The following is a 23863-nucleotide window of genomic DNA, read 5'->3' as shown; positions in this document are numbered from 1 at the left end:
AACACCGCCGGACCGTTGAACGCACCGAAGGCCACCTTGGGGCGCTCGGGCCGGTCAGACATGGGCCGGGACCCACAGGTCGTCGATGGTCTTCTCGGCCGTCGCCAGGCTCGCGTCGGCCAGCGGGATGAGCTCCGCCATCGCCGGGTTCACGTGGGCCAGCGTCAGCTCCGCGGTGATGAACCGCGGCTCCAGGCCCGTCAGCGAGACGCCGTGCGGGAGCCACTGTTCGGCGTGGTCCCAGCCCTGGCGGGGCGCTCCCTCGCCGTAGCCACCGCCGCGCGAGGCCAGCACGATGAAGTCGCGGCCGCCGAGCAGGCCGGTCATCGTCTCGTGGTCGACCGAGAGCCCGGGCGCGATGAGGTGGTCCACCCACGCCTTGACGCTGCTCGGCGCGCCGTAGTTGTAGACCGGCAGGCCCAGCAGCACCGTGTCGGCCGCCTTGATCTCGCCGATGAGCTCCTGCGTCAGCGCCCACGACGCGGCCTGGGCCGGCGTGTGCTGCTCGGGCGGGACCGCGCGGGCCGCCCCGCTCTCGGCGTCGAGGTGCGGGAGCGGGTGCGCGCCCAGGTCGCGGTAGGTGACCGTGCCGTCCGGGTGTGCGGCCCGCCACGCGGCCGCGGCCCGCGCGCTGAGCCGGCGGCTCACCGAGCGCTCGCCCTGGATGCTCGAGTCGATGTGAAGGAGATGCGCCATGTCGTTAGCCGCCCGTGGATCGTTTGTGTAAGACAAACCATTAATAGCACATCGACCATCCGTGTGCCCATATACTGGGCTCATGACCTCGCTGCCGGTCGTCAACCAGCCGCCCCACCGCTGTGGGGCGCTGCTCGGCCAGCTCACGCGCCGGCTGCAGCTGCGCAGCGAGTCGGTGCTGAATCCCCTGGGGCTGCGGCCGCGCCACCTGATCGCGCTCACGGTCCTGCGCGACCAGGACGGCAGCTCGCAGCAGGACCTGGCGAAGACCCTCGAGATGGACGGCACGAACGTCGTCGGGCTGCTCAACGACCTCGAAACCGAGAACCTGATCGAGCGGCGCCGCTCCCCCGTCGACCGCCGCCGGCACGTCGTCGAGCTCACCGACGTCGGCGCGAAGCTGCTCGCCCGGGCGGAGTTCGCGCTCGCCGCGGTCGAGGACGAGGTGTTCTGCGGACTGAGCGACGACCAGCGCGAGACGCTCTACACGCTGCTGCAGCAGGCGACGAACAAGACCGAGTTCGAAGCCTGCACGGAAGCCATCCAGCCGCCGCCGACCTGCTGAAGCTCAGCCGCCGGCGATGTCGCGCGCCAGCTGCCGCGCTTCGGGCAGCGTGAACTTCCCGGTGATCTGCGTTTCCCCGCCGGTGATGGCGGACTGCACGGCCGGCGCGGTCAGCACGCGGCTCCTCAGCACCATCGCGACCTGCTTGCCGATGTTCTGCCCGGTCCACTCCGCCCAGGTCTCCGCCCCGGCGGTGGTGAAGCTGAGGTTGATGACCGAGCTCCCCGTCCGCGGATCGAGGGCGGCGTCCACGCGGCTCACGTCGGCGCCGCTGAGGAAGCCGGGAGCGAGGACGTACTTCGTGCCTTGCGCGCGATCGCAGGTGACCAACGGCAGCGCCGGGTCGTCGCGCCCGTCCAGCGGGTCCGGCTGCCCCTGCGCGCAGTCGAACGCCTGCGCGGAGGCCTGCTGCGTGAGCGGATCGGTGCTCTGCCGCTCGGTCGACGAGCCGATCGGCGGTCCCGGCGGCAGCTCGGCCAGGACCGGCCGGAACCGCAGCTGGGTGCCGTCCTTGACGATGAAGCCGGTGGGCGCGGCCTGACCCACGACCTCGGCCTGGCACCCGGTGACGAGCACGGCGACGGCCGCGAAGAGGAGGATCCGCACGCTGCCCATTCTGGCGTGCGGGCCTATCCGGCCGCCAGGATCGCTTCGAGCCCGGAAGCCTGGGTGCGCCAGTCCGTCACGTTCGGTGTGGTGCCGGTCCAACGCTGGCCGATCCGGTTCAGCGAGTCACGATCACCCGCCCACAGCGCGTCCGCCTGCTTCTGCGCGAACGCGCGGTAGGTGGCCGAGCCCGTCGCCGTGGCCAGGTCGCCGAAGTAGCGCATGAAGATGCCCTTGAACTGCTTCTGGTTGTCGTCGCAGGACCCCGTGCCGGTGTCGCAGGACTCGACGAGCACGCCGCCGGAGGTGAGGCGCGCCATCGCCGCGTCCGCCAGGCGCTTCGCCGCGTCCAAATAGGACTGGACACCGGTGCCGCGCCACAGCTCCAGCAGCCCGCCGATGCCGAGGCCCTGGTTGTACGTCCAGACGGTCTGTCCGTTGTTCGCGCACGACGACGTCAGCCCGTCGTTCACCAGGCCCGAGGAGTTGATCAGGCCGCTGTCGAGGAACCAGTCGCCCGCGGTCCTGGCCCGCTGGCCCCACACCGTGTCGCCGCCGAGCCGGTTGTGCAGGGACGCGGTCAGCCGCAGGTACAGCCCGGCCGTGACGGCGTTCTTGTACGTCCGCTCGCGGTTCCACCAGACCCCGCCGCCGCAGCTGCCGATGTCCCAGAACCCGTGGACGTAGTTCGCGATCGTCGTCGCCTCGGTGAGGTAGCGCGGGTCGTGGGTGCGGTCGTAGACGGCGACCCAGGCCAGGCCCCACCACGCGCTGTCGTCGATGGCGCGGCTGACGAAGTCGCCCTCGATGGCGTCGGAACTCCTTGCCCCGGCGGGGAAAGCCACCCGGTTGACGTCGAAGGTCCGGGCGAGCGCGGTGTCGAACCCGCCCGCGTCGGCCACCGCCGTCACCGCGACCGCCGAGTTCCACCAGCTCGACGGCCACCATGCGGTGTACGGGTCGTGGGACCACATCAGCGCGTCGAGCGCACCCGCGGCGCGGGTCGTCGCCGGCCGCGCCCAGGCCGTGCAGCTTCCTTGCGTGTGCGTGACTTCGCGGCCGCAAGCGCGCACCGCGCCGCCGTAGAGCCGGCCACGCGGATCGCGCGTCGCGAACGCCGTGGTGCGGGTGCCGGTGGCGCCCGAGGCGACGCTCGTGCGGCCCAGCGACGAGCCGTCCGGCCAGCTCGCGCCGGCGTCCCAGGAGCGGTCGAGCCAGATCTCGTCGCCGGCGCCGCCGGCTTCGATCCCGGCCCACGCCAAGCCCCGGCCGTCGAAGTGGAGCCGGATCGTGCGGCCGAAGAGCGTCGCCGGCGCGACCGGCTGGCTGTCGCCGGCACCGGGCGCGCTGCGGTCGCACGCGACGTCGCAGACGTCCGGGTAGATCCACGCGGTGCACGCGACGCCCTGCGCGTCCCCGCACGCCCGGACCAGTCCGCGGCGGTGGTGTTGCGGGTCGGTGAGGTTGTACATGAGCGTGCGGGTGCCGGTCCACGTGCTCGGGATGCTCGCCTTGCCCAGCAGGCCTTCCCAGGTGGCGCCGCCGTCCCACGAACGGTCGAGCCAGACGGCGTCGCCGGCGACGCCGTTGTCGATGCTCGCCCACGCCATGCCGTCGGGGTCGGAGGCGTGCAGCCGCAGCACGCGGCCGTTGATCACCTTGTCGGGCAAGGGAAAGCTCTCCCGCGCGGCCCGCGCCGGGTCGAGGGTGTCGCACGACGTCACGCACACCGCCGTGGCCGCGGCGGCGGACCGGGACATCGGGGTCAGGGAACCGAGGACGAGCAGCAGCACGAGCAATGTCCGCATCGACATCCCTCTCCACGCACCGGGGTTCGTTCCAGCATAGGAAGCCGGCGCCCGATTCTGAAGGATTCCGCCCGGTTCTGGCTCGTTCCGGACAATGGTTGTCCGCCCGGAAAATGAGTGGTGTGACCGGGCCGGACGGAGTTGGCTGGCTGCCGTGACCGACATCAGCGGTAGCTGCGAGGAACGGTTCAACAAGGTTCGCGACGTCCTGGCGGCGTCGCTGGACACCGACGACGTGGGCGCCTCGGTCGCCGTGTTCGTGGACGGCGAGCCGGTGGCCGACCTCTGGGGCGGGTACGTCGATACCGCTCGCACCATCGCGTGGGAACGGGACACCATCACCAACGTCTGGTCCACCACCAAGACGATGACCGCGCTCTGTGCGCTGGTCCTGGCCGACCGCGGCGACCTCGACCTGGACGCGCCGGTCGCGCGGTACTGGCCCGAGTTCGCGGCCGCGGGCAAGGGAACCGCGCGGGTCCGGCACCTGCTCGGGCACACCGCGGGCCTGCCGGACTTCGACGGCCCGATCGCGGTCGACGACCTCTTCGACTGGCCGGCCGTGACAGCGCGGCTGGCCGCGCAGACTCCCGCGTGGGAGCCCGGTACCGCGGGCGGCTACCACTCCGTCACCTTCGGGTTCCTGGTCGGCGAAGTCGTCCGCCGCGTCACCGGACGCAGCCTCGGCACGTTCTTCGCCGAGGAGGTGGCCGGACCGCTGGGCGCCGACTTCCACATCGGGTTGGCCGCCGAGCACGACCACCGGGTCGCCCCGCTGATCCCCGATCCCCAGGGCGACAAGCCACCGGGCTTCCTGGTCGGCGTCTCGGACTCCTACCCCGAGGCCTGGCGGCGCGCGGAACTGCCCGCCATCAACGGATACGGCAACGCGCGCTCGGTCGCGGCGGTGCAGTCGGTACTGGCGTGCGAGGGAGTTTCGGGCGGCGTACGGCTGTTGTCACCGGCCGGCGCCGAGCGGGTCTTCGAAGAGCAGTTCCACGGCGAGGACCGCGTCCTCGGCGCGCCGATGCGGTACGGCCTGGGCTTCCGGCTGGAAGGCCACACGTGCACGTGGGGCGGCTGGGGTGGTTCGATCGTCCTCGTCGATGCCGACAACCACCTGGTGGTGTCGTACGTGATGAACCAGACCCTCTGGGACAACGGGTACGCCCGCGGCTTGGAAGTGGTGATGGCCGCCTACGACGGGATCTAGTTCTCGCCCTCCGACGGAAACAGTCGCGGCATGAAGGCGAGCATCAGCGCCGACCAGACCACGTGCGTCAGCACCGGTGCCTGCACCCCGCCCGCCCGGCCGCGCTGGACGGCGAAGAGCGTGCCCATCACCGTCGAGGCCAGGACAAGCGCGGGGTTGCGCGTCGCCGTCGTCGAAAGGACGTACAGCGCCGTCGCCCCGCGGCCGCCGAACGCGTCGTACAGCGCGCCGCGGAAGAAGAACTCCTCCGCCGCGCCCGTCACCAGCGTCGTCGCCGCCACCGACGACGTCGAACCGCGGTGGGCGTGGTCGAGCACGCCCGCGATCGCGCGCCGCAGCGGCGGGATGCGGCGGGAAACGAGGGCGCAGCCGTAGAACACGCCGAACGCACCGACGCCGGCGAGCACGGGCTGCACGACGTCCGGGCGACCGCGGTTCACCGGTCCGGCGCCGGCGAACCAGGTCGCCGCGACCGACGCCGTGAGGACGTGGAACCGCCGCGAACCCGGCCGGCTGGCCAGGGACGCGCCGAGCAGGCCGGAACCGACGGCCGTCACTCCGGCGAGGAGAGCCTTCTTCACGCCGGCCGCCGGCTCTTCGCCCGCTCGCCCAGGGCCTGCAGCACGGCTTCGTCGTAGCCCATCGGCTCGAACTCGACGATCCGGCGGATCGCGTCGTCGCGGACGACGACCTCGTTCGTCATCGAGTCGATCAGCGCCCGCCCGGTGGTGACGTCGATGTCGGTCACCAGCGAAAGCCAGTACGACGACAGCCGCGGCGAGAGCAGCGGCACCGGCACGATCACCAGCGGCCGCCCCTCGATCGCCGCGACCCGCTGCAGCATGTCCCGGTAGGCCAGCACCTCGGGCCCGCCGATGTCGAACGTGCGGCCCGCCGCCTCCGGGTGCTCGAGCACGCCGGCCAGGTAGCGGACGACGTCGGCGATCGCGATCGGCTGGGTGCGCGTGCCGACCCAGCGCGGCGTGACCATCGCCGGCAGGTGCTCCACCAGCTGGCGGGTCAGCTCCCACGACGTCCCGCCGTGGCCGATGACGATCCCGGCGCGCAGCACGGTCACCGGCACGCCGGTCTCCCCCAGCAGCCGCTCGACCTCGCGTCGGCTGGCCAGGTGCTCCGAGAGCGCGTCGTCGTCGTCACCGAGGCCGCCGAGGTAGACGATCCGGCCCACGCCCGCGTCGGACGCCGCCTGGGCGAACGCGCGCGCGGCGTCGGCGTCGCGTTGCTTGAAGTCCGCACTGTCGAGTGAGTGCACCAGGTAGTAGGCGGCTTCGGTGCCCTTGAGCGCGTCCCGCAGGGATCCGGCGTCGGCGACGTCGCCGCGGACGGGCGTCCCGGCGCCTTCGTACTTCGCGGGGTGGCGCGTCATCGCGAAGACGTCGTGCCCCGCTTCTTCCAGCACCGGGCACAACCGGCCGCCGACGAACCCCGAAGCCCCGGCCACCAGCACACGCATACCGGGGACGTTAGCCGCGACGCGCTCGGCCCGCAGATCACCCGCGGCGCGTCCGCCCGGCGAAACAGACCGCCGCGACCACGCCCGCGCAGCCCACGAGCTGCAGCACGCTCGGCGTCTCCCCGAGCAGGCCGATGCCCAGCAGCACCGCGCCGACCGGTTGCAGCAGCATCAGCGTCGCACCGGTGGTGGCCGACATCCGGGGCAGCGCGGCGGAGATGAGGATCCAGCCGATCAGCTGACCCACCACGGCGAGCGCGACCAGCCAGCCGAACGTGGCCGGGCTCGGGCTCAGGTCGAGCGTGCCGGTCGGGACGCCCAGCACGACGGCGACGACGCCGGCGGAGAGCGTCGCCAGCACCAGGGACTGCGCCTGCGCACCGGCGCCGCCGCTGAGCCGGATCAGGAAGAGGTAGACGGCGTACCCCGCGCCGGCGAGCATCGCGAACACGGCACCGGTGACCGGGTCCGGGCCGAGCGATCCGCTCTCGGCGAACCCGCCGGCCAGCACGACACCGCCGAGCAGCACGGGCACGGCGAGGAGGAACTGCTTCGCCGGGCGTTCCCGCAGGAACGCGAACGCCAGCAGCGGCACGATGATCACCTGGACGGCGAGCAGCACCGTCGCGATGCCGGCGCCGATCCGCGGGATCGCCTCGCCCCAGAGCACGAAGTCCAGGCCGAGCCCGGTGCCGGCCAGCAGCGGGAGGAGCACGCGAGGTGCCGGCCCCGACCTACGCCGCTCCCGCACGGCGAGCGCGAGCAGCACCGGCAAGGCCAGCAGGCAGCGCCAGAACGCGCTCGTGCTGCCGCTGGCGTGCGAGACCTTGATGAAGACCGACGACAGGGAGATGCAGAAGCTGCCGAGCGCGGCGAGCAGACGCGGGTCGAAGCGCTCGGTGAACGGCGTGGGGATGGTCGTGAGTCGGGGCGCGGTCGTGGTCACGGTTCCAGCCTGCGGGTGACGACTATCAAGGACAAGCGAATGTTTCTGCGGCTCATTCGGTAGCATCACTACCGTGTTCGGAATCGAGCGGATGCGCGCGCTGCACGCTGTCGCCACGCAGGGCTCGGTCGCCGCGGCGGCCGCGTCCCTGCACGTCACGCCGTCGGGGGTGTCGCAGCAGCTGGCGAAGCTGGAACGCGAAGCCGGGCAGCGGCTGCTGGAGCCGCGCGGCCGGGGCGTCCGGCTGACGAAGGCGGGCCAGGTGCTGGCCGGGCACGCCGAGCGGATCCTGGCGCAGATCGCCGAGGCGAAGGCGGACCTGGAGCTGCTGCGCGAGGACGTCATCGGGCCGCTGCGGGTCGGCGCGATCCCGACGACGGTGCACGCGCTGCTGCCGCCGGCGCTGGCCACGCTCGCCGCGCAGCACCCGCGGCTGGCCGTGACGCTGCACGAAGGCGAGGCGGAGCAGACGATGCCCCGCGTGCTGGGCGGCGACCTCGACGTCGCGGTGCTGGAGAGCTGGGAGGACCGGCCGACGGTGCTCCCGCCGGCGACGACGCGGATCGCGTTGTTCTCCGACGTCGCGGACCTCGCCCTGCCCGCCGGGCACCGCCTCGCGCACCGCAAGACCGTCGATCTGTCCGACGTGGACGATCTGCCGTGGATCGGCTGGAGTCAGGGGTCCGGCTGTTACGAGTGGCTGGTGCAGGTGCTGCGCAAGCAACGGCTGGAGCCGCGGATCAGCTGCACGGTCGGCGGTTACCCGACGCAGCTGGCGCTGGTGGCGGGCAACGTCGGCGCGGCGCTGGTGCCGCGCCTGGCCCGAGAGCCGCAGCCCGAGGGTGTCCGCATCCTGGCGACGCGCCCGGCGCTGACCCGGACCATCTACGCGATCTGCCGGGCGGGTGAAGAGGATCGCGGCGCGGTGCGCGCGTGCCTGGACGCGCTCAGGGCCGCCTCGGCGCGGTTCGAGAGCGTGGGGCAACTCACCCGCTGAGCCGCTCGATCATCTCGGTCACGAGCTTTCCCGGCCGCCGGTGGTGCACCAGTGAGACGTCCCGCGCCGGCCGGGCGTCGGCGGCGTCGCGGACCTCGATCCGGGCCGGCCCCATCCGGGCGAGCACGCTCTCCGGGACGAACGCGACCCCCAGCCCGGCCTCGACCAGCGCCAGGATCACCTGGTAGTCCCGGGTTTCATAGGCCACGGTGAGGGTGACCCCGGCGGCGTCGGCGAGCTCGTCGAGGCAAACGCGGTTGGGCACGCCGGGGCTGCCGGAGATCCAGTCCTCCCCCGCGAGCGCCTGCAGCGTGAGCCGACGGGCGCGGGCTTTCGGGTGTCCCTCGGGCAGGATCAGCCGGAACCGCTCCGAGCGCAGCAGCGACCTCGTCAAACCGCGCGGGTCGGGCAGCGGCGCGCCGGGATAGCGGTGGGTGATCAGCAGGTCGAGATCGCGCGAGCTGACCAGCCCGTACCCATCGGGCGGTTCGAGGTCCAGCAGCCGCAGCGCGACCGCGGGGTGGTCGCGGCGGAATCCGGCGAGCGAGGCGGGGACGAGCGTCATGCCGGCGCTGGCGAACGTGCCGACGGTGAGCTGCGCCGGTTCCTCGTCGAGCAGGGCGCGGACGGTCCGCTCGGCGGTCCGCAGCTCCCCGACGATGGTCTCCGCGTGGCTGAGCAGCGCCTCCCCGACCGGCGTGAGCGTGACACCGCGCGGGTTGCGGTGCACCACGGGCGCGCCGACGTCGCGTTCGAGCTTGGCCAGCTGCTGCGAGACGGCGGACGGCGTGAACGACAGCCGCTGAGCGGCGCCGGCGATCGACCCGGCGTGCGCGACCTCGGCGAGCAGGGCCAAGCGGTGAGCGTCGAGCACGGAGCCTCCAGCCGTAAGCGTTGCTAAGGCCAGCGTAGGAGACGGCGCTGGTGCTTACGACGGTCCGCGCGCATGCTGGAGCGCATGATCAGCACTTCGGACGTCGAGCAGGCCGCCGCGCGCATCGAGGGCCGGATCCGCCGGACGCCGGTGTTCGCCGACGACGGCGTGTGGTTCAAGCTCGAGCACCTGCAGCACACCGGGTCGTTCAAGGCCCGCGGCGCCTTCAACCGGATCATCGCGGCGGGCGAGCTCTCGGCGGCCGGGGTGGTGGCCGCGTCGGGCGGCAACGCCGGGCTCGCCGTCGCGTACGCCGCCCGGGAGTTCGGGGTGGCCGCGCGGGTCTACGTCCCGGCGAACGCGCCGGCGGTCAAGGTGGCGAAGCTGCGACAGCTGGGCGCGGCCGTCGAGCTGGTCGGCGACAAGTACGCGGACGCCTACGACGCGGCGGTGAAGGACGCGGCGGACCGCGGCGCGCTCTTCTGCCACGCGTACGACCAGCCGGAGATCTGCGCCGGCCAGGGCACGGTGGGCCTCGAACTCCTGGCCGACATCGACGGGCTGGACACGATCCTGGTCGCGGTCGGCGGCGGCGGGCTGCTGGCCGGCATCGCGGCGGCGGTCGAAGGCCGGGCGCGCGTGGTCGGCGTCGAGCCGCGCACGGCCCCGACGCTCCACGCGGCCCTGTCCGCGGGCTCGCCCGTCTCGGTCGAGGTGTCCGGCATCGCCGCCGACTCCCTCGGCGCGTCCCGCCTCGGCGACATCGCGTTCGCGGTGGCGTCCCGCACGGACGTGGCATCGCTGCTGGTGGACGACGCGGCGATCGTCTCGGCGAGGACGACCTTGTGGGACCGCTACCGCCTGGCGGTGGAGCCCGGCGGAGCGACGGCGTACGCAGCGCTGCTCACCGGCGCCTACCGCCCGGAGCCGGGCGAACGCGTCGCGGTCCTGCTGTGCGGCGCGAACACCGACCCGGCGACGCTCACTTCCCCGACAGCCGCGCCACCAGCGGCGCGAACTCCTCGATGAAGGCACTGTTGACGCTGACGTAGGAGACACCGAGCTCGTCGCGCCGCCGTTCGAGCTCGGCGGCCATGTCGTCGACGCTGCCACGGATCATGGTGAGCGAGTCGTGCTCGATGAGCGTTTCGGCATCAACCCCGATGAACCCCCGAATCCACGGCGGCACCTGCTCCCCGACGACGAAGATGTTCAGCCCGAGCTCGACATCGCGATCACCGGCGGCGGCCCGGATCTCCTCGACGTAGCCGGCCATCTCCTCGCGGGTCGTCAAGACGCCCCCGGCCAGCGTGACGATGTCGGCTTTCGCCCCGGCAAGCCGGCGAGCTTTCGGCCCACCGGCAGCGATCATGACGGGCGTCTGCGCGTCGCCATCGAGCCGGCGGACGTGGTCGATGGTCTCGGAGATCGAGTCGAGCCGCTCCTGGCCCGAGCCGTAGGGAAGGCCGAGCTCTTCGGCTTGCTGCCGCATGGTGGGCAGCCCGGTCCCGAGCCCGAGCTCGAACCGGTTACCGGTGACGACGGCGAGACTGTGCGATTCCCAAGCGGCGGCCCGCGCTGTGCGAAGCGGGCTGGCGAGAACGAAGGACCCGACCCGAAGGTCGGTGGTCACAGCAGCGGCAGCCGCGAGCGCGGCGGTCGGGGTCGGCAGGTTGAGGTTGTCGGGACAGAGCAGGGTGGAGTAACCGAGCTCCTCGGCCCGCCGGGCGGTCTGCAGCCATTTCGCACCGCCTTCCGTCGCGCCGGCGACCACGCCGAACCGGAACGCCTTTTTGGCCATCGAAGCACCCCCAAGTTGTTTGGTACTTCGATCAAACCACCGGGGAGGTCGGCGGTGCCACCACGGGGGCGGTGGTTGGGTTCGATCGGGCGGACTTGCGGCGGTTTCGAGTAGCCGGCCACCGTGGCGGTGGGCGCAAGTCGGGGTGTACGCCGGGTTTGCGAGCTTCGGTCGGTTCGGATTTGCCCCAGGGCCTCGACACGTTGGCACCGAGGTATCCGCGATGGCTCTTGCCGGAGTGACACGGGTCGAGCCGAACTCGCCGCAGACGCGGACCACGAGCCGCCGATTACCCGACGACGATGACGCTACGTTCGGGCGCGGCTGGCAGGCTGGGTTCACACGCGATCGAGCCGGACTCGCCGCGGGTACGACCATAAGTCGCCGGCTACCGGGCGACGGTGGCGATGCGCCCAAACGCAATGGGCAAGGCGGGTTCACACACGACCGAGCGGAACTCACCACGGGTACGACCATGAGCCGCCGACTACCGGACGACAGTGGCGATGCACCCAAACGCAATGGGCAAGCCGAATTCACACACGACCGAGCCGGACCCACCACGGGTACGACCATAAGTCGCCGACTACCAGACCATGGTGGCGCACTGTCCGTGCGCTGCGGGGAGGTTGCGTCCACACGCGAGCGCGCCGGACTCGTCGCGGACGCAGACCATGAGCCGCCGATTGCCACAGACCACGGTGACACTGCCTCCGCGCGCGGCGAACAGACGCGACCGAGCGAATTCGCCGCGGGTACGACCATGCGCCGCTGGTTGCTCGGTCACGCTGGCGCTGTGTTCTGGCGAGCTCAAACGAGTCACCCCGTGATCCGCGGCCGGTCACGGATCCGTCGGCCCGATCGGTGGCCGGATGCGTGCTGTTGGTTTGCCGGGCGTGGCCGGTCGAAGCTCTGCGATCTGATAGCACCGTGGTTCAGGTGATGACCGCCCGACGGGTCTCACGGAGCTGGCGTGGGTGTAGGCCCGTAGCCGGTGGCTGCGGGCCTTTCCCATGTGTGGTTGTTCACGCCGCGAACGGCAGTGGTTGGTGGAGGTTGTTGCGCCTGGGTTTTCGGCGTTTGTCCAGGAACACCGGTGGCAGGAACTCGGGCAACCCGTCGGCCGCTATGCGGACTTGCCAGCCGGAGCGGTGCAGGAGTCGGTGGTGGTGGGCGCACATCAGGACCAGGTTTCCCAGTTCCGTCGGGCCGCCGTCGGTCCAATGGCGGATGTGGTGGCCTTGACAGTGCCGCGGTGGGCGGTGGCAGCCGGGGAAGGCGCAGCCTCGGTCGCGGAGGTACAGCGCGTGGCGCAGCGGGGTGGAGATCAAGCGTCGCTGGTGACCCAGGTCGAGAGGCTCGCTCTTCGTGCCCAGCACTGCGGGGATCAGCTTGCAGTCGCAGGCGTGGATCCGGGCTTCGGCCGCGGACATCGTGCCCAGGTCGCCGAGGATGGCCTTGCCGACGCCGGTTTTCAGGTCGGCGAGGGAGACTGCGACCATGACGTGGGCTCGTTCGCCGGCCTGCAGCGGGAGGTCTGGCGAGTTCAACGCGAGGTCGATGGCGTCGGAGAAGGCGTCGCCGTAGCGTTCCTGCGGGGAGCGGAGGTCGGGGCCTTCGTCGGTGGTGCGGCGTTGCGCGAGGGAGTCGAGGAGGGCGCTGGCGCGGGTGCCGGTTTCGTCGTCGAAGCGGCCCTGAAGTTCCCAGATCCCGGTTCTTTTGCGGCGCAACGACAGTTCGCGATTCGGGGTGGCCGGTTCGGTCTCCTCGGGTGCGGCGCCGTCGGGGTCGAGGTGGGCCAGGATGCGTGTCCCGAGGGCGCCGACCTGTTTGTGTCCGGCGTCTTCGGCGAAGGAGAGCAGGTGTCGCTCAGCGTCGTCGCGGTATTCGGGCGGGATCTGGGTCATGACGCCGACGATGGTGTCGATCATCGGGGTGCTCAACCGTCCGTCCAGCGCGGCGGCGCCGGTGGCGGGAGCGACGGCGGGGATCGGGGTGCCGTCGAGGGTGTGACCGGGGGTGAGGGCTCGGGCTCGTTTGACGACGGTTTCGGCGGCAGATTTGGGGATGTCGGCGAGGTGCTCGAATAACCGTGCCACAGAGCGGTATCCGAAGAGTTCCATGACGCCGCGGGACTCGATTTCCGCCAGCACAGAACCGATCTCAGCCTCGGCAGACCGAGCGACGGCGAGCAGGGTGGAGATGCGGTCGGCCAGGGCCACCGCATCTGCTTTCCACACCGCTTCTCTGTCCACACAACAAGATTACCGGCATCCGAACGCATGATCATCACTCGATCAGGTGGAACGGCACAGCGGTAGGAGCACCGTTGCGTGGGGAATCGGCGCTCTTGCACCGAGCAGGAAGCAACAACAGATAGCGCCGATTTCCCACGCCCCGGCGAAGCCGTATCAGTAAAAGTCAGCCCCGCTGATACTCCTCCCAGGTAACCTTGGCCACCGAAGGACCATCATCAGCCCCACGCCCGGCAAGCCCGTTCATACCCAGGTAGTAATCCCCGGTCTGATGCTGAGCCCCCGAAGAAAGGTCCGGATCCGAGACAGCCTCAGCATGGACGTGATAAGCGAACCCCTGCGCCGGCGTCCGGTACCAGGCAGCGAAACCGACCTGACGCAACGCCTTGATGAAGTTCGTCCGGGTCGTCGACGACATGCCGGACACCGAGATGTCCATCGCGCCGCCGCCGTCGTGCGTTCCCGCCGACGCGTCGACGCCGCCCGGGTTGTACGAACCCTGCGTCAGGCTGACCGTGGTGCCGGTGAGCCTTTCGGCCTCCAGCAGCATCGCCTTGGTGCGGGTGTTGATCGTGACGCCGCGGTAGGAAACGCGGCTCCCGGCCGAAATCGGCGAGGTCACCGTGTACCGGCCTTCACCCAGCTTCTCCAGCGACGTCTTGCCCGGCAGGCCGGAAGCGTCGATCCCGGTGTAGCCCAACGACTTCTGGTACTGCGAGTACGCCGTGATCGTCGTGGTGCCGAAGTACCCGTCGACGTACGTCGAGGCCAGCAGGCCCTTCGCCTGCAGCGCCTGTTCGACGAGCAGGACGCTGTCGTGCGCGCCGGGCGTTTGGGTGTCGTCGGCTCGGCGGGGGTCGATCTGGGCCGCCTTCAGCACGGCCTCCATGTTCGCCGTGGGCAGCGCCGTCGTGGCCGCGGGCTCGGCCTGAGCCGGTGCGGCCACGGCGAACGCCGCTGCGGTGAGTGCTGTCAGCACGGCGGCCTTCGTGAACATCCCTGTCCTCCACTGGTCGGAATCCTTACTCGACCAGCATCACCTGACCGGATACAAGGACCGTACAAATCACCCGGCCCGGAAGCCGCGCAGACGCAGGCTGTTCGTGACCACGAAGACCGAGCTGACCGCCATCGCCGCGCCGGCGAGCATCGGGTTCAGCAGGCCCGCGGCGGCCAGCGGCAGCGCGGCGACGTTGTACGCGAACGCCCAGAACAGGTTGCCCTTGATCGTGCGCAGCGTCCGGCGGGACAGCCGGATAGCGTCGGCGGCCGCGCGCAGGTCGCCGCGGACAAGCGTCAGGTCGGCCGCCTCGATCGCGACGTCCGTGCCGGTGCCCATCGCCAGGCCCAGGTCGGCCTGGGCGAGCGCCGCCGCGTCGTTGACGCCGTCGCCGACCATCGCGACCACCTTGCCGTCCTCCTGCAACTCCCGGACGACGTCGGCCTTGTCCTTCGGCAGCACCTCGGCGATGACGCGCTCGATGCCGACCTCGGCCGCGACCGCGCGCGCGACCACCGCGTTGTCGCCGGTGAGCAGCACCGGCGTCAAGCCCAGCTCACGCAGCCGCCGGACCGCCTCGGCGGACGTCGGCTTGACGGTGTCGGCCACGGCCAGCGTGCCGCGGACCTCGCCGTCCCAGGTCACGGCGACCGTGGTCAGCGCGCTGCCGGTGGCGTCACGGCCGATGCTCACCTTGCGTCCCTCGACGACGCCCTCGACGCCCAGCCCCGGCGTGCTGTGGAAGTCCACGACGGCCGGCAGGGTCCCGAACCGCTCCCGGGCGGCGTCCGCGATCGCGCGGGCCACCGGGTGCTCGGACGCGGCTTCGACGGCGCCCGCGAGCCGCAGGACGTCGCCGTCGCCCTCGACCAGCGTCATCCGGCCGGTGGTCACCGTGCCGGTCTTGTCGAGCACGACGGTGTCGACGCGCCGAGTGGACTCCAGCACCTCCGGCCCCTTGATGAGGATGCCGAGCTGCGCGCCGCGGCCGGTGCCGACCAGCAGCGCCGTCGGGGTCGCCAGGCCCAGCGCGCACGGGCAGGCGATGATCAGCACCGCGACCGCGGCGGTGAACGCGGCCGACGGCGTCGCGTCCGCGCCGAGCCAGAAGGCGAGCGTCGCCACGGCCAGCGCGATGACGATCGGGACGAAGACGGCCGAGACGCGGTCCGCGAGCCGCTGGACGCGGGCCTTGCCCGTCTGCGCCTCCTCGACCAGCCGGGCCGTCTGGGCCAGCTGCGTGTCGGCGCCGACGCGGGTGGCGCGGACGACGAGCCGGCCGCCGGCGTTGACCGTCGCACCGGCGACGGCGTCGCCCGGCCGGACCTCGACCGGCACGCTCTCGCCGGTGAGCAGGCTCGCGTCGATCGCGGACCCGCCGTCCTCGACGACGCCGTCGGTGGCGACCTTCTCCCCCGGCCGCACCACGAACCGGTCGCCGACGACCAGCTCGTCGACGGGAATCCGCTGCTCGCCGCCGTCGCGCAGGACAGCGACGTCCTTCGCGCCCAGCTCCAGCAACGCCCGCAGCGCGGCACCGGCGCGGCGCTTCGAACGGGCCTCGAAGTAGCGGCCGGCCAGGATGAACGTCGTGACGCCGGCGGCCACTTCGAGGTAGATGGCGCCGTCCCCGGCCATGCGCTCGATGGTGAGCTCGAACGGGTGCTTCAGGCCCGGCATGCCCGCGCTGCCGAACAGCAGCGCGTACACCGACCAGCCGAACGCGGCGAGGGTGCCGATCGAGATGAGCGTGTCCATCGTGGCGGCGCCGTGGCGGAGGTTGGCGAACGCGGCCCGGTGGAACGGCCACGCGCCCCACACCAGCACCGGCGCGGCCAGGACGAGCGAAATCCACTGCCAGTAGGTGAACTGCCACGCGGGCACCATCGCCAGGGCGATCACGGGCACCGAAAGCACCGCGGAACCGGCCAGCCGCTGCCGCAGCGTCAGGATCGGGTCGTCTTGTCGGAGTTCCGGCTCGGCCTCGGGCAGCGCCGCGCCGTAGCCGGCCGCTTCGACCTGCGCGACGAGATCCTGCGGAGCGACCTCGCCGCCGTAAACGACCTTGGCCTTCTCCGTGGCGTAGTTGACGGTCGCCGTGACGCCGTCCAGCTTGTTGAGCTTGCGTTCGATCCTCGCCGCGCAGGACGCGCAGGTCATGCCGGTGATGGCGAGTTCGACGTTCTTCGCCTCTAGCTGCAGCGTCACGAGTGCGCTCCTCCCCCGGTGGTCACCGTGAATTCGGCGGTGCGGACCACGTCGCCGTGGCGGAAGTCAAGGAACATCCGGTAGGTGCCGGCCGACGGCACCTCGGCGATGAACGTCACGGCCGCGCCCGTGCGGCCGTCCGGGTGGACGTGCAGGTACCCCAGGTCACCGCCGCGCAACGCGACGAGGTGGCCGTACGCGCCCAGGTAGGGCTGCAGATCGGTGACGTCCCGGCCGTCCTTGGTGACCGTCGCGGTCAGCCGGGACGAGCGGCCGGGGACGAGGTCGCCGTCGAGCCGGACGCGGTAGCCGTCGACGTCGGCGACGCGCGCCTCCCGGTGCTCGACCGGCTGGAACATGCCCGGCGCGACGAGGTCGACGCCGAGCGTCTGTGCCGCTCCCCCGGTGGGCGTGAAGTCGGCGAAGGCGCGGTAGCTGCCCGCCTCGGCGACGGTGATCGGCACGCTCCACGTGCCGTCGGCGCCGAGGTCCGGGTGCAGGTGCCGGTAGCCGCTGGTGTCGCGGCGGACGACGATGAAGTGCATCCGCTTCTCGTGCTCGACGTCGTAGGCGGTCACGGGCGCGCCGTCCGGGCCGGTGATCGTGAAGGTGAACTTCGTCGTGGCGCCCGGGGTGAGCGTCGTGCCGGCGGGGGTGAGGGTGTAGCCGCCCGCGGCCGACGCCAGCCCGCCGGGCTGGTGGTTCGCGGCCTCCGCGACGGTGCCGCCGTGGACGTCCCCGTGCGCGGCGTCCTCGCCGCCGTGCCCCTCGGCCTGGCCGGGGAAGGGACCGACGGCGGTGCCGGCCGCCCAGGCGCCGGCGGCGACCAGGGCGAGTGCCGCACCGTAGGCGGAGAGCTTCGCTGCGGTCTTCATGTCAGCCGGTACCCCGCTTCTTCGACGGCACCGCGCACGTCGGCCGCGGAGAGGCTCTCGGCGCTGCTGACGGTCACTGCGCCGGTGGCCAGCTCGACAGTGACGCCAGTGACGCCCCCGAGACCGCGGATTTCCTCTTCGACCGAGCGGGCGCAGTGGCCGCACGTCATGCCGGTGACGGTGTAGGTCGTGTCTGTCATGTCTCATGAATACCCTAGGGGGGTAGGGTAATCAACCCTGTCACGACATGTAATCCAGGCCACAGTCGATCCGGTTACCACTGGTCCAAGCGTGTTTCTTGCCGTCACGGAGAGTTCTCGGATGGGACCCCTGGACGTTCCCGTGTTCCTTTCGTAACCTGTTCGAGATCTCGCGGCCCCCGGTCGTCGATGAGACGGCGACGCGAGATCGCCGCCGATACCCCCCTGCCGGGTACCGGACCCCACCGCGTGCTCTTCCTGTTGCGGTCGAGCACGCACCGGACACGGCGAGGCCCCCGACTCGCCCCGGTGCCCGACGGCGGCCGATCAGCAAAGGAGACCCGCGCGAGAATGCGTTCGCATCCCGTCAAGCGCGTGGTGTCAGGTGCCCTCGCCGCCGCCTCGGTGATCACTGTCATCACCATGGCCCAGCCCACGGCCACCGCCGCCCCCATCCCCGTCCTCCAGGCCCCGCCCACCGGGTCCGACGCCCTCGCCAAGTACCGCGACCTCTCGGCGCAGGCCGAGAAGCTCAACGAGGACCTGCTCAAGGCCCAGGACGACCTGACCGCCAAGCAGGGCCAGCTCGACAAGGCCAACTCCGACGTCACCGCCGCCAAGGACGCCGGCGCGCAGGCCATCGAGGCGAAGCAGAAGTACCAGGGCCAGGTCGACAAGTTCGCCGGCGCGTCGTTCACCAGCGGCGTCCAGCTCAACAAGCTGTCGGCGCTGCTGGCCGGCACGTCGACGCAGGACTTCCTGGATCGCTCGGCGGCCCTCGAGGTCATCGCGACCGACAAGAACGTCGCGATGGACGGCCTCAGCGGCTCGGCCCAGAAGGCCACTGCCGCCGAGAAGTCGGCGACGGACGCGGCGAAGCGGGCGACCGACGCCCGGGACGCGGCGGCGAAGCTGGCCTCGGACATCGAAGGCAAGAAGAAGAACCTCCAGACCCAGATCGACCAGATCGAGGCCCAGAGCAAGACGCTCAGCACCGCCGACAAGACCGCCCAGAAGGACACCGGCGGCAAGGCCCCGACCGTCAAGGCGGCCTCCTCGGCCGCGCAGAAGGCGGTCGACGCGGCACTGAGCAAGCTCGGCAGCGCCTACGTCTACGGCGCCACCGGCCCGAGCACGTTCGACTGCTCGGGCCTCATGCAGTGGGCGTACAAGCAGGCCGGGATCACGCTGCCCCGCACGTCGTCGGCACAGGCGGGCTTCGGCACGTCGGTGCCGCGCGACCAGCTGCAGCCGGGCGACCTGGTCGCGTACTACTCCCCCGTGTCCCACATCGGGATGTACATCGGTGACGGCAAGATGGTGCACGCGCCGACCAGCGGCGACGTCGTCAAGATCTCGCCGCTGCTGAAGGAGTACGCGGGAGCGACGCGGCCGACGGCCTGAGTTCCACGCTTCGGGCAGGTGCCCCGTTCCGGGAAGTGTAGAAATCCCGGGACGGGGCATCTTTCGTCCATGGTCGACAACTACGACGCCGCCACGGTCTCGGCGGTCGGCAAGGTCACCGAAGCGCTCGAGACGATCGAGCGGGCGCGCGGGCACCTTTATTCGTTCCACCAGCTGACGGGCAGCGCGGACCTCGCGCTGGGCGAGGCGGTGGACGCGCTGGAGAAGGCGGGCCACGAGGAGTGGGCACGGCGGATCTCCGAGGAGCTGATCGGGCTCAACGTGCTCCCCGATCGGTGGACCTTCCAGATGGTCGAGGAGTACGACGACGGCTATTACAAGGCTTGTCGCGACCTCGAGCGCTCGCTGCTGGAGTCCCTGACCGGCGGGCGCCGCCACCTGTTCGAACAGCAGATGAAGGACGACCGCCGGACCCACGGGCGCGCGGGTCACGAGGCGGGGGCGCCGACCACGCCGCCCGACCGCTCGTGACCGGCGATTGTCGGACCCCTGCGCTAGAGTCGGATTCGAGCGAACAGATGTTCGATTGGAGACTGTTGTGACTGATCAGGTGGAGCCCAACCCGGAGAAGGACCCGAGCGAGTGGACTACCGGGGACGAGCCGATGACCGGGCCGCAGAAGTCGTATCTGCAGACGCTGGCCCAGGAGGCGGGGGAAGAGGTTCCGGAGGGGTTGACGAAGGCTGAGGCCTCGGCTCGGATCGATGAGCTGCAGCAGACCACTGGGCGGGGTAGCTGAAGGGGTCGCGGCGGGCTCGGGCTCATGCGGTGACACGCGCGCTGCTGTCGGCCGTCGTGGCGCTGCGATAGGCCGACCGGCCAGGGTGCCACAGCGGTAGCCGCAGGCTGCCTACGACGCGGCTGAGCCCATGTCTGTCGGCGGCCGCGGCCGCCTCACTGTGCCCCGCGCCACGGCTTGTCGGCGGTGCGAGCGGGTAGCCCTCTGTTCAGATGCCCGGACTCCCCCGAAGGAGGACATCCCGTGTACCTGACCGTGCTGCTCGTGGCCTTGGCCGGAGTTCTCGTGCTCGGCGCGACCGCCCTCCGAGAACTGCCGAAGCCCTATCCCCTCACCGCGAAGCGCACCCTCGTCGTGGCTTGGTTTGTCGCTGCCGCCGGCGTGGGCTGGTGGGCCGTTGCACCCGGGGCCGCGCCACTCGTCGTCACCGTGGTCGGACTCGGTTTTCTGGTCGCTGCCCTGAATCGTGGGCCGGAACGGACTTCCTACCCGGCCGCCACTCCCTATCAGCCGCCCCGGTGAAGGAGCAGCCGATGTCCCGACCGAACGAGCAGCCCGAGATCGCGCGGCCCGGCACGCCGGATCCCGAGCGGCCGGACGACAACCTTTACGAGCCAGGCGAAGGCACTCCGCCTGACAGTGCCGAAGAAGCCGACGGCGTCGGGCCGAAGGTCATCGGCGAACTCCGCGAGCGGCGCGAAAGCTGACTCAGGCTGCGGCAGGCAGCGTCGCGCCTGTCACGCGGAGCAGGAACTCGGCGTTGGAGCCCGTCTTGCGGAGCTGGTCGAGCAGCTGCTCGATCGCCTGGGGACCCTGCAGCGCGCGGCGGACCTCGCGCATCGCGGCCAGTTCACCCGGCGTCACCAGGAGTTCTTCGCGCCGGGTGCCGGACGCGGCGACGTCGACCGCCGGGAAGACGCGGCGCTCGGCCACCTTGCGGTCGAGCTTCAGCTCGGCGTTGCCCGTACTCTTCAACTCCTCGAAGAACACCGTGTCGGCCAGCGAACCGGTTTCCACCAGCGCCGACGCGACGATGGTGAGCGAACCGCCGCCTTCGAGATTGCGGGCCGCGCCGAGGATGCGCTTCATCGGCTGCAACGCGGCCGCGTCGACGCCGCCGGACAGCGTGCGGCCGGACGCCCGAGCCGAAAGGTTGTACGCGCGGCCGAGGCGGGTCAGCGAGTCGAGGAGCAGCACGACGTCTTCGCCGCGCTCCACCAGGCGTTTCGCGCGCTCGACGGCGAGTTCCGCCACCGCGACGTGTTCGGCCGGTGGACGGTCGAAAGTGGACGCGATCACCTCGCCGCGCACGGTCCGGCGCAGGTCGGTGACCTCCTCCGGGCGCTCGTCGGCGAGCAGCACCATCAGCCGGCATTCCGGGTGGTTGACCGAGATGCCGTGGCCGATCTCCCGCAGCACCGTGGTTTTCCCGGCCTTCGGCGGAGAAACGACGAGCGCGCGCTGGCCCTTGCCGAGCGGGGTGACGAGGTCGATGACGCGCGGCACCAGGCGCGTCGGCGTGGTTTCGAGGAGCAGCCGCTGGTCCGGATGCAGCGGGACCAGGTCGGTGAAGTCCGGGCGCGGCTCCGCCGGGTCGGCACCGTTGACGCTGGTGATTTCTTCGCCCGCGCCGGTGATTTCGTCGCCGGGACGCAGCTTGTGCTTGCGAACGACGGAAAGCGGGAGGGAGACGTCCTCCGGGGCCGGCCGGTATTCGGCGCGGACGAAGGGGGTTTTTCCTGACAGGTCAAGGATTCCGTGAAAAGACATGGGTGTTCTCCTGATGAAGGCTCGGCCCACGCAGACCGCGGAGCCGGGTAATGAGGAAGAAGGCCGAGCGGCCTGATCCGGGAGCTTCCTCCGGGCGGCCGAGGGGCCGACATCCGCGAGGAGCACCTTTACGTTAGCGCGACATCACGGAAAGCACAACGGGTAAGACTCCATCGCGGTGGGTAGCTCTTCAGAGAAACCCGAAGCACTGGGGAACCGCGACTGACGATGGGAGCGGAACGTGTATCGACATACTCGGGAAAGTGGCGTCGACATGGGTGAGAGCACCGACGGCGACCAAATCGGGACCACGCCACCGGCCCGCCACGGCGGCGGCGCCGTGGTCACCTCGACGTTCGAAGAACTGGCGCCCGCGCTGCCGAACGAGGTGGCGGACCTGCGCCGCAAGCTGACCCGCTGGCTGGGCGAACTTCCGCTCGACCCGGAGAGCACGCACGACATCACGCTGGCCACGTACGAGGCGCTGGCGAACGTAGCGGCCCACGCCTACCCGGACGGCCACGGCTGGGCCCGCCTCCAGGCGACCCGCACCGGCGACGCGGTGACGGTGATCGTGACGGACACGGGCTGCGGAATCCCGGCGACCCGCCCGCGTCAGTCCGGCCTGCGCACGTCGGGCGGCCGGGGTCTGGCGCTGATCGAGAAGGTGACGGACCAGACCGACATCGACACGAGCGGCGACGGGACGACGATCCGCATGACCTGGCGCCCGGCGGCTTTGCGGGACGAGAACGCGTCCTGATTCGAGGCCACTTCGGACTTGCTCGAACCGGCCCGGCGAAGAGATGCCTGCGTTGCAGGCGGAGAACCTTGCACGACGGCTTGCGCCGGGCGGCCGTCTGACCGCGGGAGTCACCTCGGCGCGCTTGCCGAGGTTCACTCCCCGAAGTGCCCTACCTCACACCCCCGGACCGACTCTCTAGGCTGCTCCAGCCAGCCGGACCAGCCGGTTCCGCGGGTACGAAACCAGTTCCCTCTCCTCGTCCGTGGTGAAGATCTCGACGGAGTCCTCCAGCAACTCCGCCGAGGTCACCTGCAGCTGCCACGCGGGCAGGCCCGGCGCCGGCTCGTGCCAGAACCACTGGCCCTTGGTCAGCTGGTCCGCCGGGACCGTCGCGTCGTCCGTGTTCATGCCATGAGGCTAGCCGTCACCACCGACAGTTTTCGCACTGCCTCAGCCGTGCGCGGCGCTGATCGTGATCGTCAGCACCTCGGGGTCGCCCGCGAAGACCGCGCCGCTGAAGTCCGGGCCCGGGCTCACGTCGTCGTACGGGAACGCGTACCCGCGGTTGTCCGGGAGTTTCGAGTGGACGATCCGCGCGTAGTGGTTGGTCACGTCGCCGCCGTAAAAGCGAGCCGGGTCCTCCCCCGTGGGCTGGTTCGGGTTGTCCAGCAACGTCGTCCGGTTCAGCGCCGCCGCCAGGCGGGGGACGATCGCCTTGCGCGCGTCGCTCGCGCCCTGAGCCAGCGCGAACGGGCCGCTGTCGCAGCTCCACACGTCCGCCGTCGCCGGCTTGGCGAACGACTCGGACCCGAACACCAGCTGATCGCCCGAGACGCGGCCCGTGAACGTGCCCAGACCGGGGTTCTGCGAGTCGACGACCAGGTCCGTGCCCGCGTACTTCTGCCACACCTGGTCGATGTAGGCGTCGAGATAGCCGCCGAACTGCTCGGCGTGGTGGTGCGGCGACAGCACCCGCAGGTTCCCGCCACCGCCCGTCTGCACCAGGCCCGCCCACTCGCCGCCCAGTCCTGTCAGCGACGACGCGATTTGGTCCAGCGCACCGGCCGGCAGGCCGTTGACCGTCGACGTGCCGGACCCGGACGTCGTCAGCGAGAGGCCCATCGGGATGCCCACGAAGTCGACGTAGCTGATGTTCGCGAACAGCTGCGTGTCGTTGAACGTGAACTCGCTGAACGACCAGTTCTTGCCGAAGTTCGCATCACCGGAGTTGAGGAAGCTCGGGTGCACCAGGTTCGGGCCCGGGTCGAGGAAGAAGTCCAGCTTCGCGTCCGTGACGACGTAGATGCGCGCGCCGCCCATCTTGGGCACCGACACCTGGGCCCCCGAAGCGATCGGGATGGCGCAGTCCTCCGGCAGCGGGGTCGTCGGCGCCGACGGCGAATCCGGGTAGTACGGCGTGCCGTCGGCGCGCAGCAGCACAAGGCGCCCGTCCGGCGTCGTGCCGGTGACGTAGGCGTACACGGTGCCGGAGCCCGAATTGTTCACCAGCTTGAGGCCGAACGTGTCCGGCGTCGCGGCGTAGGCGGACCGCGCGAGGGGCAGCGCGGTGGCCGTGGCGAGCGTCGCCGCCGTGAGGCTGAGGAACGAGCGACGGGAGATCATGGCGTCCTCCACGTTGAGGAGACGGCGGAGTCCATAGTGGACA

The 23863-nt window shown here is 71.1% G+C and carries 26 protein-coding genes; 10 read left to right on the top strand and 16 right to left on the bottom strand.

What is annotated here, in order from left to right; genetic code table 11:
- Positions 1-54: 54 nt before the first annotated feature.
- Positions 55-696, bottom strand: coding sequence for an NAD(P)H-dependent oxidoreductase (locus AB0M59_RS21445; RefSeq protein WP_364617479.1), 642 nt, complete (start codon positions 694-696; stop codon positions 55-57).
- 82 nt (positions 697-778) lie between these two features.
- On the opposite strand from AB0M59_RS21445, the gene AB0M59_RS21440 reads away from it, so the two are divergent.
- Positions 779-1261, top strand: coding sequence for a MarR family winged helix-turn-helix transcriptional regulator (locus tag AB0M59_RS21440; protein ID WP_364617477.1), 483 nt, complete (start codon positions 779-781; stop codon positions 1259-1261).
- Between the two features lie 3 nt (positions 1262-1264).
- On the opposite strand, the gene AB0M59_RS21435 is transcribed toward AB0M59_RS21440, so the two are convergent.
- Both AB0M59_RS21435 and AB0M59_RS21430 read right to left on the bottom strand, forming a co-directional pair.
- Positions 1265-1876, bottom strand: a complete 612-nt coding sequence (locus tag AB0M59_RS21435) for a precorrin-3B C(17)-methyltransferase (RefSeq protein WP_364617475.1) — start codon at positions 1874-1876, stop codon at positions 1265-1267.
- Positions 1877-1890: 14 nt separating this feature from the next.
- The gene (locus tag AB0M59_RS21430) at positions 1891-3675 is read right to left on the bottom strand and encodes a glycoside hydrolase family 76 protein (RefSeq protein WP_364617473.1); all 1785 of its coding nucleotides are present in this window, start codon (positions 3673-3675) and stop codon (positions 1891-1893) included.
- Between the two features lie 154 nt (positions 3676-3829).
- On the opposite strand from AB0M59_RS21430, the gene AB0M59_RS21425 reads away from it, so the two are divergent.
- Positions 3830-4888: a serine hydrolase domain-containing protein gene (locus AB0M59_RS21425; RefSeq protein ID WP_364617471.1), complete on the top strand. Its 1059-nt coding sequence runs from the start codon at positions 3830-3832 to the stop codon at positions 4886-4888.
- Here the strand turns inward: AB0M59_RS21425 and AB0M59_RS21420 are convergent.
- Genes AB0M59_RS21420 through AB0M59_RS21410 form a run of 3 tightly spaced genes read right to left on the bottom strand, consistent with a single transcriptional unit; the run spans position 4885 to position 7308 of the window.
- Positions 4885-5469 carry a CPBP family intramembrane glutamic endopeptidase gene (locus AB0M59_RS21420; RefSeq protein ID WP_364617469.1) on the bottom strand — a complete coding sequence of 195 codons (585 nt, stop codon included), beginning with the start codon at positions 5467-5469 and terminating at the stop codon, positions 4885-4887. The two genes, AB0M59_RS21425 and AB0M59_RS21420, sit on opposite strands and share 4 nt — an antisense overlap.
- Positions 5466-6362 (bottom strand): NAD(P)H-binding protein, encoded by an 897-nt coding sequence (locus tag AB0M59_RS21415; protein ID WP_364617467.1) that lies wholly within the window; start codon positions 6360-6362, stop codon positions 5466-5468. Before AB0M59_RS21415 ends, AB0M59_RS21420 begins: the two co-directional genes overlap by 4 nt.
- A 37-nt stretch (positions 6363-6399) precedes the next feature.
- Complete coding sequence (locus tag AB0M59_RS21410; RefSeq protein ID WP_364617465.1) at positions 6400-7308, bottom strand: DMT family transporter; 909 nt, start codon at positions 7306-7308, stop codon at positions 6400-6402.
- Between the two features lie 73 nt (positions 7309-7381).
- Here AB0M59_RS21410 and AB0M59_RS21405 point away from each other — a divergent pair, with 73 nt between their 5' ends.
- Positions 7382-8305: a LysR family transcriptional regulator gene (locus tag AB0M59_RS21405; protein WP_364617463.1), complete on the top strand. Its 924-nt coding sequence runs from the start codon at positions 7382-7384 to the stop codon at positions 8303-8305.
- Here the strand turns inward: AB0M59_RS21405 and AB0M59_RS21400 are convergent.
- Positions 8295-9179, bottom strand: a complete 885-nt coding sequence (locus AB0M59_RS21400) for a LysR family transcriptional regulator (RefSeq protein ID WP_364617461.1) — start codon at positions 9177-9179, stop codon at positions 8295-8297. The two genes, AB0M59_RS21405 and AB0M59_RS21400, sit on opposite strands and share 11 nt — an antisense overlap.
- An 84-nt stretch (positions 9180-9263) precedes the next feature.
- Here AB0M59_RS21400 and AB0M59_RS21395 point away from each other — a divergent pair, with 84 nt between their 5' ends.
- A complete protein-coding gene (locus tag AB0M59_RS21395; RefSeq protein WP_364617459.1) occupies positions 9264-10208 on the top strand; it encodes a threonine/serine dehydratase in 945 nt (314 codons plus the stop codon).
- On the opposite strand, the gene AB0M59_RS21390 is transcribed toward AB0M59_RS21395, so the two are convergent.
- The 6 genes from AB0M59_RS21390 to AB0M59_RS21365 all read right to left on the bottom strand — a co-directional run bounded on the left by AB0M59_RS21390 (position 10162) and on the right by AB0M59_RS21365 (position 17518).
- Positions 10162-10980 (bottom strand): LLM class flavin-dependent oxidoreductase, encoded by an 819-nt coding sequence (locus AB0M59_RS21390; RefSeq protein ID WP_364617457.1) that lies wholly within the window; start codon positions 10978-10980, stop codon positions 10162-10164. The two genes, AB0M59_RS21395 and AB0M59_RS21390, sit on opposite strands and share 47 nt — an antisense overlap.
- Before the next feature lie 1025 nt (positions 10981-12005).
- Entirely contained in the window at positions 12006-13235 is a 1230-nt protein-coding gene (locus tag AB0M59_RS21385; protein ID WP_364617455.1) for a DUF222 domain-containing protein, read from the bottom strand.
- 166 nt (positions 13236-13401) lie between these two features.
- The gene (locus AB0M59_RS21380) at positions 13402-14232 is read right to left on the bottom strand and encodes a peptidoglycan-binding protein (protein ID WP_364617453.1); all 831 of its coding nucleotides are present in this window, start codon (positions 14230-14232) and stop codon (positions 13402-13404) included.
- A 69-nt stretch (positions 14233-14301) separates the two neighbouring features.
- The gene (locus AB0M59_RS21375; RefSeq protein WP_364617493.1) at positions 14302-16395 is read right to left on the bottom strand and encodes a heavy metal translocating P-type ATPase; all 2094 of its coding nucleotides are present in this window, start codon (positions 16393-16395) and stop codon (positions 14302-14304) included.
- Positions 16396-16439: 44 nt separating this feature from the next.
- Positions 16440-17318: a hypothetical protein gene (locus AB0M59_RS21370; protein WP_364617451.1), complete on the bottom strand. Its 879-nt coding sequence runs from the start codon at positions 17316-17318 to the stop codon at positions 16440-16442.
- Complete coding sequence (locus tag AB0M59_RS21365; protein ID WP_364617449.1) at positions 17315-17518, bottom strand: heavy-metal-associated domain-containing protein; 204 nt, start codon at positions 17516-17518, stop codon at positions 17315-17317. Before AB0M59_RS21365 ends, AB0M59_RS21370 begins: the two co-directional genes overlap by 4 nt.
- Before the next feature lie 351 nt (positions 17519-17869).
- Here AB0M59_RS21365 and AB0M59_RS21360 point away from each other — a divergent pair, with 351 nt between their 5' ends.
- The 5 genes from AB0M59_RS21360 to AB0M59_RS21340 all read left to right on the top strand — a co-directional run bounded on the left by AB0M59_RS21360 (position 17870) and on the right by AB0M59_RS21340 (position 20389).
- Positions 17870-18922 (top strand): NlpC/P60 family protein, encoded by a 1053-nt coding sequence (locus AB0M59_RS21360; protein ID WP_364617447.1) that lies wholly within the window; start codon positions 17870-17872, stop codon positions 18920-18922.
- Between the two features lie 69 nt (positions 18923-18991).
- Positions 18992-19414 carry a hypothetical protein gene (locus AB0M59_RS21355; protein ID WP_364617445.1) on the top strand — a complete coding sequence of 141 codons (423 nt, stop codon included), beginning with the start codon at positions 18992-18994 and terminating at the stop codon, positions 19412-19414.
- Between the two features lie 67 nt (positions 19415-19481).
- On the top strand, positions 19482-19682 hold the full coding sequence (locus AB0M59_RS21350) for a DUF3072 domain-containing protein (protein WP_364617443.1): 201 nt from the start codon (positions 19482-19484) through the stop codon (positions 19680-19682).
- Between the two features lie 243 nt (positions 19683-19925).
- Positions 19926-20204, top strand: coding sequence for a hypothetical protein (locus tag AB0M59_RS21345; protein WP_364617441.1), 279 nt, complete (start codon positions 19926-19928; stop codon positions 20202-20204).
- Between the two features lie 11 nt (positions 20205-20215).
- Entirely contained in the window at positions 20216-20389 is a 174-nt protein-coding gene (locus AB0M59_RS21340; protein ID WP_364617440.1) for a hypothetical protein, read from the top strand.
- 1 nt (position 20390) lies between these two features.
- Here the strand turns inward: AB0M59_RS21340 and rho are convergent, their stop codons facing one another.
- A complete protein-coding gene (gene rho, locus AB0M59_RS21335; RefSeq protein WP_364617439.1) occupies positions 20391-21452 on the bottom strand; it encodes a transcription termination factor Rho in 1062 nt (353 codons plus the stop codon).
- Between the two features lie 274 nt (positions 21453-21726).
- Here rho and AB0M59_RS21330 point away from each other — a divergent pair, with 274 nt between their 5' ends.
- Positions 21727-22215 carry an ATP-binding protein gene (locus AB0M59_RS21330; protein ID WP_364617438.1) on the top strand — a complete coding sequence of 163 codons (489 nt, stop codon included), beginning with the start codon at positions 21727-21729 and terminating at the stop codon, positions 22213-22215.
- 177 nt (positions 22216-22392) lie between these two features.
- Here AB0M59_RS21330 and AB0M59_RS21325 read toward each other — a convergent pair whose 3' ends face one another.
- Both AB0M59_RS21325 and AB0M59_RS21320 read right to left on the bottom strand, forming a co-directional pair.
- On the bottom strand, positions 22393-22605 hold the full coding sequence (locus AB0M59_RS21325; RefSeq protein WP_155546378.1) for a hypothetical protein: 213 nt from the start codon (positions 22603-22605) through the stop codon (positions 22393-22395).
- 42 nt (positions 22606-22647) lie between these two features.
- Positions 22648-23820, bottom strand: coding sequence for a glycoside hydrolase family 64 protein (locus tag AB0M59_RS21320; RefSeq protein ID WP_364617437.1), 1173 nt, complete (start codon positions 23818-23820; stop codon positions 22648-22650).
- Positions 23821-23863 lie beyond the last annotated feature (43 nt).

The organism is Amycolatopsis sp. NPDC051371 (assembly GCF_040682155.1).
GTDB lineage: Bacteria > Actinomycetota > Actinomycetes > Mycobacteriales > Pseudonocardiaceae > Amycolatopsis.
The sequence above is the reverse complement of the archived record's forward strand: the minus strand, read 5'-3'. Positions and strand labels throughout refer to the sequence as shown.